The following is a 14,143-nucleotide window of genomic DNA, read 5'->3' on the forward strand; positions in this document are numbered from 1 at the left end:
AAAAAAGCATACATTTTTTTTGATTTTTGGAATTGTTATGATGTTTTATTCTCACGCCCAAGAATTTGATGCGTATAAAATTAAAGGGAAAATAAATTTAGCAAGAACAGATGATTTTTTAACGCTAAGAGCTCAGGTTGTAAATGCAGAATCGTTTTTTATAAATGAGTTGAATTATAATTTTGTGGTATTAAAAAAAGGAAGTTCGGGAAATATTTCAAAAAACAATCAATCTGATGATTTTTCATTGAAGCCAAAAGAAGAAAAACAGTTGTCTACAATTAAAGTAAATATTAAAAAAGACGATGAACTAAGGGTTTATTTATTTATAAAACACAAAGGTAAATTAATTAATAGGGATACATTATTTCTCTTACCTAAAGAAAAAGTAAAAACAAAAAAAATAGTAGATGAAGAACAGTTTTTAATTAAAGGAATTGTTATAGATGAAGCAATGACTAAGATTGGTAAAGATTATCATGATTTTTTTTATAAAGAGTATTTAGTTACTGGAAAAAATTATCCATTTATTATAAAAATAGTAGAAAAACCAGCAATGGGTCGTAGTAGTATGTTGTCTGTAGAGGTTGATAGAAAGAAGATTCATGAGTTTTTTGCTAGGCCAGAAGAAGAGTATTTAAAGATAAATGTTGTAAGAGCAATGAGGAATTTAAGAGTATATAATCAAAGAAAAAAAACCACCTTTCAAAATAAAATATAACAACTAAAAACTACCCGTTATGAAGCGTAAACTACTATTTATTTTAATTCTTATTTCTAGTTTTGTGTATTCGCAAGATTTGGTATATAAACCAATAAGTCCATTTTTTGGAGGAGATGCATTTAATTATCAGCAAATAATAGCATCAGTTACAGCTCAGAATGAATTTACAGAAGAGGAAGATACTCAGAGAGATGTGCCAACTGCTTTAGAAAACTTTACCAATAGTTTAAATAATAGATTACTTAGTTCGCTGTCGCAGAGTTTATTTCAGCAGCAGTTAGGTGATACTAATTTAACAGTAGGTACTTATACTTTTGGCGATTTAATTGTTGAAATAACACCAGGAACAAATGGTTTAAATGTAAGTATACTAAATATTACAAATGGTGAACAAACTCAAATAACAATCCCTGGGGGCAATTAAAATTACTATGAAAAAAAAAATAAGTATTATTTACTTGTTAACACTTACTATGTTAACGGGGTGCGGAGCCTATTTTAATCAGCCATTTACGCAAACAAAAGCTAGGATAGGAGAAAGTACTTCTCCTGAATTTTTAGCTAAAAGTTTTCTTCCATCAGAAAAAATTGTTGTAGGAGTATATAAATTTAGAGATCAAACAGGGCAGTATAAACCGGTACAAAACGGATCTACGTTTAGTACAGCAATAACACAAGGAGGAACTACTATTTTATTAAAATCGCTGGAAGAATCGGGCTGGTTTAGACCTATTGAAAGAGAAAATATAGGGAATCTTTTAAATGAACGACAAATAATAAGAAATACACGTCAGGAATATGCAAACGGAAAAAAGGTAACAATGCCACCTTTACTTTTTGCAGGAACTATTATAGAAGGAGGCGTTGTTTCATATGATTCAAATATTATAACAGGAGGTTCTGGTTTACGTTATTTCGGTGTTGGTGCGTCAAATCAATATCGACAAGATAGAATTACAGTTTATTTAAGAATAGTATCAACATCTACAGGAGAAATATTAAAGAACGTATATGTTTCAAAAACTATTTTATCACAAGGAATTTCAGCAAATTTATATCGTTATGTAGCTTTAAGAAGGTTGTTAGAGGTTGAAACTGGGGTTACTAAAAATGAACCGGCACAATTAGCCGTAAAAGAAGCGATAGATAAAGCTGTAGATTTATTAATCGTTGAAGGAATTGTTGATGGAGTGTGGCAACCTAAAGGAGGTAAGCCTGCGATAGATTATGTAACAAAAGCTTATGAGAAAGAGAAAATTGAAGCAGATAAAACAAAACTATACGATCGAAAACAAGAAAGCCGAAGAGCTAAGTATGCAATAGGTGCAGGCGTAGGAGTATCTAGTATAAGAGGAGATTATGCGAATTCAACTTATCAGTTTGGTTTTGATTTTAAGTTCAAATACACATTTGATGATCCTAAATTTAATTTTTGGGGAACTGTGGGACGGTTTGAGTTAGATAATAAAGGCGTTTTTCATGAAGCTTTTATAACTTCAGGACTCAATATTGAATATACTATTTTACCATATGAGAAGTTCACGCCATATATTTATGGAGGTGTTGGTTCAATATCTAGAAAAAATTTAGAGGATACTTTTTTTAAACTTCAAGGAGGTTTAGGTGTTGAGTATTTAATAACAAATAAGGTTGGTTTTTTTATAAACGGCGAGTATAATATGTTGTTAAGTGATAATTTAGATAGGCAAATTGTAGGAGAGAAAAACGACTTAGTTTGGCGTTTCGGAGCAGGAATTAATGTATATTTTTAAACGAAAATAAAAATGAAAAAAGTTATAAAAACAATAAGTATACTATTAATTACCATCTTTTTTATTAATTGTGAAGAAGATGGAACAATAGGTTTGGTAGAATTTGGTGATTTAACTGGTAAAGTTGTTAAGAAAGAAGATTTTACACCGTTAGAAAATGTAAAAGTTACTATTTCGCCTAGTAATAATACGGTATTTACTGATGCTGAAGGTAATTTTAATTTCGAAGAAATTGAAGTACATGAATATTCGATACAGGCAACAAAAGAGGGATATTTAGATACGTTTGAAGGGGCTACAGTGAGTAAAGATGGTGTGGTAAATATTGTTTTAGAAATGGAGATTTCAACAGCTTTAAATAAACCACCAACACAACCAGTATTATTAACACCAGAAGATGGAACTATCGATTTATTAAATGAAGTTGAGTTATCTTGGGAGTCAACAGATCCTGATGAGGATGAATTAACATTCACAATTGAAATTAGAAATGATTTTAATAACGCTGTAACTAGAATCACAGATGTAAAAGAGCAAATATATACACTTTCGGATTTAAAATATGGAGCAAAATATTTCTGGAGCATAGAAGTAACAGATGGTATTAATGAAGATGTAATAAGTAGTACTCGCTCTTTTACAATTAAACAAGACCCAGGGAATAGGTATTTTTATGTTAAAAATATAGCAAGTAATAATATAATTTATTCATCGAGTTTTAATGATGACAATGGAGTCGTTTCTAATTCTGTAGCACTAACAAATTCAAATTTAAACTCATGGAGACCTAGAAAAAATAATGTAACCAACTTAATAGCTTTTTTAAGAATAGATAATAACGAAGCACATATATATACGATGAAGACAAATGGTGGCGATATAAAAAAAGTAACATCTACGATTCCTGTAGCAGGTTTTAACTTAAATGAGTTAGATTTTTCATGGTCACCAGATGGTAGTAAACTATTATATCCTTATTTTAATAAATTATATGCAATAAATAAAGACGGAAGTGGCTTAGAAGAAATATATGAAACTGCAGATGGTAGCTTAATTTCAGAATGTGATTGGAGTAGCGATGGATTAAAAATAGCTTTAAAAACAAACGATGCAAATGGTTATAACGGATCAATTTTAATGATCAATTTAAACGGGGATATTTTAAATACCGTGATCTCTGGAGTGCAAGGTGCTTTAGGGGGATTAAATTTATCAGCCTCTGGTAGTAAATTATTATTTACAAGAGATGCTTCTAATCATCAAGCTACAAATTATAGGCAATTAGACACTAGAATATTTATTTATGATTTTACTGATATGACTTTTACAGATGTTTCTGAAGATGATAAAGATAGTGGAACAAATGATTTGGATCCCAGATTTTCACCAAACGAAGCAGATGTTATTTTTGTAAATACCTCTAACGATGGTATTTCTCAGCAAAACGTTGTAAAAACTAATTTATCTGGAAATATAGAAAGAGTAACTTTATTTACAAATGCAACAATGCCAGATTGGGAATAATGTATTTTAAATCAATAAAAAAGCGAACGTTAAAAAACGTTCGCTTTTTTATTGATTTAAAATTTAGATAAACTAAATTTGCAGTAACAACAACACAACAAATGAGTCAAGAAATTTCTAAACGCTACGCACAACGCGGAGTATCAGCATCTAAAGAAGATGTGCACAATGCAATTAAAAACATTGATAAAGGATTGTTTCCAAAAGCATTCTGTAAAATTGTACCCGATTATTTAACAAATGATGATAATTATTGTTTGATAATGCACGCAGATGGTGCTGGAACAAAATCGTCTTTAGCATATATGTACTGGAAAGAAACAGGAGATATTTCTGTTTGGAAAGGAATTGCTCAAGATGCATTAATTATGAATATTGATGATTTATTATGTGTAGGAGCTACCGATAACATAATGTTGTCATCAACCATTGGACGTAATAAAAGTAAAATTCCTGGAGAAGTTTTATCAGCAATTATTAACGGAACAGAGGAGTTAATTGATGATTTAAAAAAATTCGGAGTTACCATTCATTCAACAGGTGGTGAAACTGCTGATGTTGGAGATTTAGTGCGTACAATTATTGTAGATTCTACCGTAACTGCACGTATGAAACGTAGTGATGTTATTGATAACGCAAACATAAAAGCAGGTGATGTAATTGTTGGTTTAGAGTCTTTTGGTCAAGCGAATTACGAAACTGAATATAACGGAGGAATGGGTTCTAACGGGTTAACATCTGCGCGTCATGATGTTTTTCATAAATATTTAGCCGATAAATATCCGGAGAGTTTTGATGCTTCGGTACCTTCGGATTTAGTGTATTCAGGAAACACAAAATTAACAGACAAAGTTGAAGATTCACCTATCGATGCAGGTAAATTGGTATTGTCACCAACAAGAACATATGCACCAATTATTAAAGAAATTTTATCAAAATTTTCTTCGGATGAGGTACACGGAATGATTCATTGTTCTGGAGGAGCGCAAACTAAAATTTTACATTTTATTGATAATTTGCATATTGTAAAAGATAATATGTTTCCAATTCCGCCATTGTTTAAATTGATTCAAGAGCAATCTAAAACAGATTGGAAAGAAATGTATCAGGTATTTAATTGTGGACACAGAATGGAATTGTATGTTTCTCCATCAGTAGCTGAAGATATTATTTCTATTTCAAAATCGTTTAATGTGGATGCTAAAATTATTGGTCGTGTAGAAGATGCTTCTAATAAAAAGTTAACTATAAAAAGTGAATACGGTACTTTTGAGTATTAGTAGGTAAAAATAAATTTTTAAAAAAAAGCCTCAGAATTTTCTGAGGCTTTTTTTTAGTTACATAAATCTGAGAGCAATTTTATATCGTTCAATGTTGCCCAAGTTTTATGTGTAAAATATTTCGGTGAAAATTTAAATAATAGTATTGTTTTTTCATTCTTTTTACAATGAAAGTTTTCAATTAAAACATTTAGTGTAATCATTTTTTTAGTAGCAAAACGATCAAATATTTTTACAGATCCTTTATAATAAGTTACAGATTTTTGTTTTTTAATTTTTGATATTACAGCTGATGAATATTTTTCATCCGCTTTAGCGTTCATATCAATCTTATTTAAGCTATTAAAGTATTTTACTAAATCCATCTCTAATTCTTTAGCAGGGATTTTCCTATTAACATCTATAGACCAAGCATAGGTGTACGACCAAAAGAAATCGTGTTTAGGTTTAATCCAACCTCTTTTAGGAGGAAATCTAACTTCACCAACTCCTATATAATCCATATGCCTTGCAGGAAAACGAATGACTTCTTGCCCCCAAGTAGTATCTAATTTGATTAAACTAAATTCATTCTTTTGAGAAAAACTGTTTATAGAGCAAAGCAGCAATAAAATAATAATTGCGATGATTTTATTTTTCATTGTGTTAGTTTTTTATTGAATATAATATCTGTTTTTATATGTTTCATATGTCTAGATTAACAACCAAATAGTTCAATTCTCATTTTACTATTTTCATATTTTATAATAAAAGGAATTTTCTCTAAAGTACATTTTGGTTCAATAGTAAATTGAATATACCCTTTTACTTGAAAACTCTCGTTATTAGTTCGTTTTATTTTTTGATGATACACCGTGTTTTCTCGTACCCAATTAACAGTTCCGTTTACAAAAGGATGTTCATCATATTCTTCTGTAGAAAGAGGAATTTCAATAAGCTTGTCTAATAGCCTAAATTTATCAGTAGTGTCAAAAACTACTTTAAATTTTCCTTTAAATTTACGTTTAGCATTCGGAGATATGAAATGAGCATTGTCAAATAATTCCATTGAGATTGATAGATCATATTCATTATTTTGTAATTTTTTTGAAGCTAATTTTAATTTGTAAGGCTCAGTATTTTTTCTTTTTTGATTATCAAAATAGTTTAAAGAAGTTTGTGAAGTTGTATATTGACTTGCTATATTGTTGACGGCAGTTAAATTTGTATCCTTAATATTTTGTTTCTTACAGCTTATGGTAAAAATAAGGCAGTAACATATTATTACATTTTTCATTTTATAGAGATTTAAGAGTTATTATTGAGTTGAGATTCATCTATTGTTTTAGGAGCATGATAAAATTAAGGTTAGCAACTCCAAAGAGTGTCAAAAAAATGTAAAAGAAGTGTCAACTGTTGTAAAAAGTCATAAAAATGTAGGTTATTTACGGTAATTATGAGCAGAAATAAAATTTATATATACAGTGTTCTAGTACTCCTTCTTTTTTTAAGTTGGATATTTTCTCCGTCGAGTAAAAAGAATGAAGACTTTTCGGAAAGGGTAAAAGTTTCTTTGCGTGATGTTGGTAATCAATTATTACTTTCTAATAAAGATGCTACCTCTTTAATATTGCCGGTAACTAAGTTTGATGGTTTTACATATAAAATATCGTTTCAAAATCAGCTTTCTTTTGAACCTAGTAATTTAGTTGCTATAGTAGATAGTAGTTTTAAAAAAGCAGCACTATCTAATTATTATAGAGTAGAAGTTTTGCAATGTTCAGATAATGAAGTAGCGTATAGCTTTGAAATAAAAAATAAAATAGAAAAGGATATTGTTCCTTGTAAGGGAAGAATTTTACCAAAGAGTTGTTACATTATAAAGTTAAAATTTACAAATAGAACAATAGTACCTTTTAATAAAAACCTCTTTTTAATTGTTTTTGTTTTGCTTTTAGTTGTTTTTTTATTCGATTATAAACTCTCTAAGAAAAAAATAAAAGAACTACCTACGGATGATAAAAATGAAGCAACTAAAATAGGAAGTTTTCAATTTTATCCAGAGCAAAATAAATTAGTAAAACAAGCAACAGAGATAAATCTTTCTAAAAAAGAGTGTGAATTATTAGCAATTTTTGTTGCAAGCCCAAATCAAATTATAAAACGAGATGAGCTAACAAAAAAGGTTTGGGAAGATAACGGTGTTTTTGTAGGTAGAAGTTTAGATACATATATTTCTAAACTGCGTAAAAAACTAAAAGAAGACAGTTCTGTAAAATTAACCAACATACATGGTGTTGGTTATAAATTAGAGTTAAACTAACAGTTTTATAGTTTAATTATCAGGAAAAACAGTTAATCCAAGTATTGTAAACATCATTCCAATCACAACTAATGAACTAATGTTGTTCCTTTATTTTTTTTCATTATTTTACTGTAAAATGTTTTTATTTCAGCGTTGTAAGTAAAATTCCTTCATGAGCATCATCCCACTCTTCCTCATAGTTTGAACTATAATATATGGGAATTGGTTGTTTTATTTCCCATTCTATCAATTTTTCTAATGAAAGATATTCTTTCAAGCAGATTTTCAGTAATTTATCAATATCATCCAGTAGATCTTCAATTAAGTAATGTCCATTTTCACCAGCTTCATTCAAAGCCTCAGAGCAACCAATTTGCGCTAAACAATCCACCGTAATATCTGCTACATCATCATAATTCTTTTCGCTCTCAAATTTATATAAAGTAAGCCATCCTTCATATCGGCTAATTCGTATACTAAAGGATATGATTTTTTCAGTATCCTGAACCTTTTTTGGAAATAACTCAGAAACTAAAAGCTTTCCTAATGTATTATCTGCAATACTTTGAATGAAACTTTCAAGCTGAGCTAATAATTTTTCCTCTTTTATTATTTCTCCTAGTTCTTCATTTTCATATTTAAGAAAAACCTTTGTTATTTTATCATATATCGTAATGATTTGAAGTTTAGAGTTTTCTGTTAAACTTGAGGTGTTGATTATTTTTTTAATGTCCATTTTGATTGATTTTATTAATAATGTACAACTTGTTATATGAAGAATAGAGGTTCTTTTATCGTGTTTGTATATGGTTTGTTGCGTGGTTTAGGTAACTAATTTAGTAAGTAGGCGAGAACAGCAATAAATTATATAGGTGTTGCCATTTCGTTGTTTTTTTAGGTTCAGGTTATTCGACTAAATTCAGTTTCAGTTTTTCAACAAACCGATGCATATGTGGGTCAAATCTAGATATTGGCATTGATAATATTTTATTAAAATCTAACCAATGATAATCTTCAAACTCTTTCTTAAATTCACTCGTTTCATTATTTATATCCTTAGTTGAATCTCCTTTAAACAAAAACCACAATGAAACATCAGTATGCTTTTCGCTTATGCCAACTGTTTGTGTCACGGTAGCGAAAAATGGTATTGCTTTATTTTTTAAAATTGGTTCTAATGATAATTCCAATTCCTCATAGAGCTCCCTTTTAGCAGTTTCAAATGGCATTTCGTTTATATCTATATGACCTCCGCTTGGAAGCATTAATAATGCTTTTTTGTGGTCTAAAAGCATTATTTTTTGTTTTTCTAAATCAATTACAACTGAATAACTGACAAGGTGTTTTGGAGGTATTGCATCTTTTTTTATTCTAAAAATATTCACTCCACTTGAAATCCATTCAATAATGTCTTTTATGTGTTCCTCCTCTAATTTATCGTAGGGTATGATTGATTTTACAATATTTAATATATCACTTTTGATTAATTCATTTTCCATAAATAAAGTCAATGGATTTTTTTAATTTAGAGTATTGGATTCAATGTTGTAACGGTTTGTATAATAATAGTAAGAGATTAAAAGATACTTACTTTTCAGTTGATACTTAGCCAAATTTACAATTTTAGTTTTAATTTATTTTTTAAAATCTTACAAATTGTAAATTTGGCGGGCTTTGTTAAAAAGCACTCTGTTTTAGTTTGACACTTAACCCCTTATTATTTTTATACGTTGTTACCTACTGGATTTTTTACATTATGGTTTTATTTTCATTCAAAAACTTTAAAGCATTTTTAATCGCAATTTTAGGTTCAGTTGGTTTATAGCCTAATTCTGTTTCAGATTTACTTATATCCATATCTTGATGTAAGTTAAAATACATCCTAACTTGATTTTTCTGTAGCATTGGCTCTTTTCCATTAAACCTTGACATGATTTCAAAGGAAAAAGCACTTAAATCTAACATCCATTTGGGCATTTTAAATGGAGTCTTTATTTGTTGTTCAGGAAATAACTCTTGAGCAAGGTGAATTATTTCTGTTAAACCAATTGCTTTGGAAGTTCCTAATCCATAACGTTCTCCATTTCTGCCATTTAGAGCTGCCAAGTAACATCCTTCAGCAACATCCTTAACATTAACCCAATTAATATAAAATTGACTATCTGCAAATATTTCTTTGTTTAATACCATTCGTAACATATTGTGGGAAGGTGTTAATTTTGTGCAATTCTCTCCAATCATAGCAGATGGGCAAACACTTATCATTTTTATATTATGCTTTTGGGCTATTTTCCAAGCTAATTTTTCACTATCAATTTTTGACCTGTAGTATATATTCTCTTTCTCATCATTGAAAGTATTGGGATTCATTGGTATAGTTTCTCTGCCAATTGCAGCAATAGAACTCACATAAATTATTTTTTTGATATTCATTTCAGCTGCAGCTTCCATAATGTTTTTAGTAGCTAACATGTTGACTTCATAAATATCCTTTTCAGAATTTTTTGCCCATAATTTGAATACAGCTGCTACTTGGTATAATATATCTATTCCTTCTAACACTTTAAGCAATGATGCTTTATCGGTTAAGTCTGCATAGGTTGGTGTAAAATCTAAACCTCGGAAAGGTTCTTTGTTATTTATGTTTCTTACTGTGCCTTTTACATTAATTCCTTTTGAAAGTAAGTTTCTCAAAAGATTGTTCCCTAAATGTCCATTGACACCTGTTATAAGTGATGTTTCTTGCATTTCTATATTGTTTAAATTAGACAACAAAGAAACTTAGTCCAAAATACATAAAAGATAACAATTGTTAGGAAATGATAGTTTGACTTCTTAAACGACTTAAAGATTCGGGTTTTATACCCAAATATGACGCGATATAAATTATTGGAACATTTTGAATAATATTTGGCTTTTCAGATATTAATTTTTGATAACGTTCATTTGCCTTAAGTTTTGAAAAGCCTCTTATTCTTTCCTCTTTTTTTAAAATGTCATTTTTCAAGAATTTCATTCCAAGCTGAAACCACTGTGGGTTTTCGGTACATAATTTTTCAAATGTTTTTTCAGATATTATACATACCAGACAGTCACCAATACATTGACTGTTTTCAAATGTTTTTTCATTTTTTAATAGACTGTACATAGAGCATACTAACTCTCCGTTCTCCAATATTTCAGTTGTTATTTCTTCCCCTTGTTCAGAAATATGAAATGTTCTAACATAACCTTCTAGAATTAGAAAGAAATCTGATGATTTTGTATTTTCTTGTATTAAGAAATCTTTTTTCTTGTACTTTTTTATTACAAAATATTTCTGAAGTAATTCATCATCGTTAGAGTCAAAATTAAAGTAGTCTAGTAAATATGTTTTTAATTGGTTCGTCATTTTTAGCTTGCTGGCAACTCGCTATATAAGAACAAAAGGTTCTTTTAACTCGAAAATAGAGTATTATATAATAAGTCGAGTTGTTAGGTATTGCATTTTTGTTTAAATATATAAAAAATGTTTCTAGTGGAGGTGTTTGTTTATTCAGTTCTATCAAAAACAAAATCTATAGAAAACTCCTCATTAGATATTTTACATTTTAATTGCTGTTTGTCTAAAAAATAATGAATTTTTTTAGGAAACTCATTCTTTTGGTTTTCGCATACAAAAGAAGTATCAGTTTGTTGGGTAAACTTAAATAAAGTAGGTTTTTCGTTTACACCTTCAACTTTTAAATGTAACGTGTCTTTAATAGTTACGATACTCATTATTTCTTTAAAAATAGTATCCGAATTTTTTAGCGTAAAACCGATAGCTGTTAAATCTTTATTCCAAAAATCGAAAGTGCTTTTATCCGGTTTTTCATTTACACGTTCCCATTTACCAACGAGCCAATTTGGTCGCGTTTTTTGTGCTGTTTTACAAGAAAATAATGAAATTATAAAGAATAAAAGAAAGTAGTTTTTCATAAGTTTGGATTTTTATAAGGCATTTACATAGTTGTATTGAATCAATTTTTCGGGAGATTTTAATAACTTGCTCCAGCCATCTTTTAGTAAATACAAGGTATCAGAAATGTCTAAAATATCTTTATATAAATGATCGGTAATAATAATTATTTTGTGTTTTTTTTCAGTTTGTAGCACTTCTTTTAGTTTTTTAATATAAAGCGGCGCTAAATGAGAAAAAGGTTCATCAAACAATATAATTTTTGCATCAGATTTTAAGATGATGTACGTTTCTATTAATCTTTTTTCTCCTCCAGAAAACTCCGAAAAATAATGATATTTTTGTGATTTAAAATGAGGGAAATCAATTAAAAAATCATCAAAAGAGGCATTAAAAAAAGTAAATCCATTTTTTAAAGAAATATTTTCAGGAATAATATGAAATTGCGGTAAGTATCTTATGTATCCTTTTTTATATAAAGCTGTTAAAATAGGTTTGCTATCAATTCTAAGTAATTTTGTTTTTGGTTTTAATTCGCCAAATATTATTCTTAATAAAGATGTTTTTCCTGACCCGTTACTTCCCAATATTCCTGTAATTTTTCCTTTTTCAGCTTTAAAATAAATAGCTTTTAAAATTTCGGTAGCGCCAAAATTTAGTTCGATATTATCAATTTCTAAACAATCCATTTTAGGCAAGTATTTAGTGTTATGGAAATAATTAGGTTGATAATAAAAACAAAAGTATATAGGCTTAGTTCTGTAATTCCTAAATTGTAGTAAAAATATAGTTTTTCTTTTTTTGGATCACTAATAAAATTCTGATAAAACCAAACTAATAAAGAAGCTGTAAATAAGGCAAGTACAGCCAATGGCATCATTCTATATTTTAGCACAACAAAAAGAGTAAGCGCTAAGGGAAGGAAAAACGTAGTTTTATAAAAAAGAAAATAAAGCTGCAATGTTTTCATTATTAATAAATCGGTTTTAAATCAAATATAGTTAATTGAATTTTAAAAATAATTCCGATAAAAAACGTAAATTCGCAAACTAGAAAAGTTAGAAGATGTTAGATAAAATTAGAATTATAAAACAACGTTATGATGAGGTTTCGGATTTAATTATCCAACCAGATATTATAATGGATCAAAAACGTTACGCTAAATTAAGTAAAGAATATAAAGATTTAGGTAAGGTTGTAGAAAAAGGTAATGAATATAAAAGTCTAACTGATTCAATTGAAGAGGCTAAGGAAATTATTGCAGACGGAAGTGATACAGAAATGACTGAAATGGCTAAAATGGAAATGGATGAGGCTAAAAAGCGTATTCCGGTTTTAGAAGATGAAATAAAATTCATGCTAATACCTAAAGACCCTGAAGATGCTAAGAATGCCGTTGTAGAATTGAGAGCTGGAGCAGGTGGTGATGAAGCAAGTATTTTTGCAGGTGAGTTGTTTAGAATGTATACTAAATACTGTGAAGGTAGAGGTTGGAAAGTGAGTACAGTAGATTATTCTGAAGGAACCAATGGTGGATTTAAAGAAATTCAGTTTGAAGTTTCTGGAGATGATGTTTACGGAACTTTAAAGTTTGAGGCAGGTGTGCACCGTGTGCAACGTGTACCGCAAACAGAAACACAAGGTCGTGTGCATACATCGGCAGCTACTTGTATGGTTTTTCCGGAAGCAGAAGAATTTGATGTAGAGATAAACCCAAAAGAAGTACGTATCGATTTTTTCTGTTCTTCAGGTCCAGGAGGTCAGTCGGTAAATACAACGTATTCGGCAGTACGATTAACGCACATTCCTACTGGTTTAGTAGCGCAATGTCAAGATCAGAAATCGCAACATAAAAATAAAGAAAAAGCTTTTAAAGTATTACGTTCTCGTTTATACGAAATGGAATTGGCTAAGAAAAATGCTGAAGATGCTTTAAAAAGAGGTACCATGGTTACATCTGGAGATAGATCTGCTAAGATTAGAACGTATAACTTTCCACAAGGTCGTATGACTGATCACAGAATCGGATTAACATTATATGATTTATCGAATATTATAAATGGTGATATTCAGAAAATTATTGATGAGTTAATGATGGCTGAAAATACCTCTAAACTAAAAGAATTAGGAGAATCTATTTAAGAGTTTCCTGTTTAAATTTTGAATAAATAAAAAAAGCAACCAAATTTGGTTGCTTTTTTTTGTTTTTGTGGAGACGCCGGGAATCGAACCCGAGTCCAAACAAGCAGTTCAAATGCTTTCTACATACTTATTTCTTTCTTAATTTTCGACTTATAACTGATTAAGAACAATCTGTTAAAAGCTTATCTTCTTTAGTTTCAAAAACCTGTCGAAGCAGCAAGTTTTCTATATTTACTTTTACGATATCCAAAAGTGAAGCGCCGTAAATCAAGGCTATCCGTGGACATAAAGCTTGCACACCTTGTGTGCCTAGGCCAATCCTACTATGATTCGGATTAAGCAGCTAAAGCGTAGTTATTCTCGCCGTTTAAAAAGGTTGAAAAAAGTTTAACGAGTAATCTCTTCACTCCTCGGTATGCTTACATTATCACTGGTCTCGCTGTCAAAACCAGTCGTCCCCATTATGTCAAATAATCA

General features: G+C 29.5%; 15 protein-coding genes and 1 other RNA gene. 7 read left to right on the top strand and 9 right to left on the bottom strand.

Features of this window, described 5'->3' with window-relative positions:
* Positions 1–19: 19 nt before the first annotated feature.
* The 5 genes from csgH (at position 20) to PG912_RS03495 (ending at position 5,300) form a co-directional block, all read left to right on the top strand.
* A complete protein-coding gene (csgH, locus tag PG912_RS03475) occupies positions 20–721 on the top strand; it encodes a curli-like amyloid fiber formation chaperone CsgH (protein ID WP_275688498.1) in 702 nt (233 codons plus the stop codon).
* A 19-nt stretch (positions 722–740) separates the two neighbouring features.
* On the top strand, positions 741–1,148 hold the full coding sequence (locus PG912_RS03480; RefSeq protein WP_275688499.1) for a curli assembly protein CsgF: 408 nt from the start codon (positions 741–743) through the stop codon (positions 1,146–1,148).
* 7 nt (positions 1,149–1,155) lie between these two features.
* Positions 1,156–2,496, top strand: coding sequence for a CsgG/HfaB family protein (locus tag PG912_RS03485; protein ID WP_275688500.1), 1,341 nt, complete (start codon positions 1,156–1,158; stop codon positions 2,494–2,496).
* 12 nt (positions 2,497–2,508) lie between these two features.
* Positions 2,509–4,020 (top strand): carboxypeptidase regulatory-like domain-containing protein, encoded by a 1,512-nt coding sequence (locus PG912_RS03490; protein ID WP_275688501.1) that lies wholly within the window; start codon positions 2,509–2,511, stop codon positions 4,018–4,020.
* 101 nt (positions 4,021–4,121) lie between these two features.
* Entirely contained in the window at positions 4,122–5,300 is a 1,179-nt protein-coding gene (locus PG912_RS03495; RefSeq protein WP_275688502.1) for an AIR synthase related protein, read from the top strand.
* Between the two features lie 53 nt (positions 5,301–5,353).
* Here PG912_RS03495 and PG912_RS03500 read toward each other — a convergent pair whose 3' ends face one another.
* Together PG912_RS03500 and PG912_RS03505 are read right to left on the bottom strand one after the other, a co-directional pair.
* Complete coding sequence (locus PG912_RS03500; RefSeq protein ID WP_275688503.1) at positions 5,354–5,941, bottom strand: hypothetical protein; 588 nt, start codon at positions 5,939–5,941, stop codon at positions 5,354–5,356.
* Between the two features lie 56 nt (positions 5,942–5,997).
* On the bottom strand, positions 5,998–6,576 hold the full coding sequence (locus PG912_RS03505) for a hypothetical protein (RefSeq protein WP_275688504.1): 579 nt from the start codon (positions 6,574–6,576) through the stop codon (positions 5,998–6,000).
* Between the two features lie 159 nt (positions 6,577–6,735).
* On the opposite strand from PG912_RS03505, the gene PG912_RS03510 reads away from it, so the two are divergent.
* Positions 6,736–7,602, top strand: coding sequence for a winged helix-turn-helix domain-containing protein (locus PG912_RS03510; protein ID WP_275688505.1), 867 nt, complete (start codon positions 6,736–6,738; stop codon positions 7,600–7,602).
* Between the two features lie 124 nt (positions 7,603–7,726).
* Here PG912_RS03510 and PG912_RS03515 read toward each other — a convergent pair whose 3' ends face one another.
* The 6 genes from PG912_RS03515 to PG912_RS03540 form a co-directional block, all read right to left on the bottom strand.
* Positions 7,727–8,320: a hypothetical protein gene (locus PG912_RS03515; RefSeq protein WP_275688506.1), complete on the bottom strand. Its 594-nt coding sequence runs from the start codon at positions 8,318–8,320 to the stop codon at positions 7,727–7,729.
* A gap of 169 nt (positions 8,321–8,489) precedes the next feature.
* Positions 8,490–9,083: an NUDIX domain-containing protein gene (locus PG912_RS03520; RefSeq protein WP_275688507.1), complete on the bottom strand. Its 594-nt coding sequence runs from the start codon at positions 9,081–9,083 to the stop codon at positions 8,490–8,492.
* A gap of 250 nt (positions 9,084–9,333) precedes the next feature.
* Complete coding sequence (locus tag PG912_RS03525) at positions 9,334–10,332, bottom strand: NAD-dependent epimerase/dehydratase family protein (RefSeq protein ID WP_275688508.1); 999 nt, start codon at positions 10,330–10,332, stop codon at positions 9,334–9,336.
* Positions 10,333–10,396: 64 nt separating this feature from the next.
* The gene (locus PG912_RS03530) at positions 10,397–10,975 is read right to left on the bottom strand and encodes a Crp/Fnr family transcriptional regulator (RefSeq protein WP_275688509.1); all 579 of its coding nucleotides are present in this window, start codon (positions 10,973–10,975) and stop codon (positions 10,397–10,399) included.
* Positions 10,976–11,115: 140 nt separating this feature from the next.
* Positions 11,116–11,544 carry a DUF6265 family protein gene (locus PG912_RS03535; protein ID WP_275688510.1) on the bottom strand — a complete coding sequence of 143 codons (429 nt, stop codon included), beginning with the start codon at positions 11,542–11,544 and terminating at the stop codon, positions 11,116–11,118.
* A 12-nt stretch (positions 11,545–11,556) separates the two neighbouring features.
* Entirely contained in the window at positions 11,557–12,213 is a 657-nt protein-coding gene (locus PG912_RS03540) for an ATP-binding cassette domain-containing protein (RefSeq protein WP_275688511.1), read from the bottom strand.
* A gap of 376 nt (positions 12,214–12,589) precedes the next feature.
* On the opposite strand from PG912_RS03540, the gene prfA reads away from it, so the two are divergent.
* Positions 12,590–13,666: a peptide chain release factor 1 gene (gene prfA, locus PG912_RS03545; RefSeq protein WP_275688512.1), complete on the top strand. Its 1,077-nt coding sequence runs from the start codon at positions 12,590–12,592 to the stop codon at positions 13,664–13,666.
* Positions 13,667–13,731: 65 nt separating this feature from the next.
* On the opposite strand, the gene ssrA is transcribed toward prfA, so the two are convergent.
* Positions 13,732–14,126, bottom strand: a transfer-messenger RNA (tmRNA) gene (gene ssrA, locus PG912_RS03550).
* Positions 14,127–14,143 lie beyond the last annotated feature (17 nt).

The organism is Tenacibaculum retecalamus, from assembly GCF_027941755.1.
Taxonomy (GTDB): domain Bacteria; phylum Bacteroidota; class Bacteroidia; order Flavobacteriales; family Flavobacteriaceae; genus Polaribacter; species Polaribacter haliotis_B.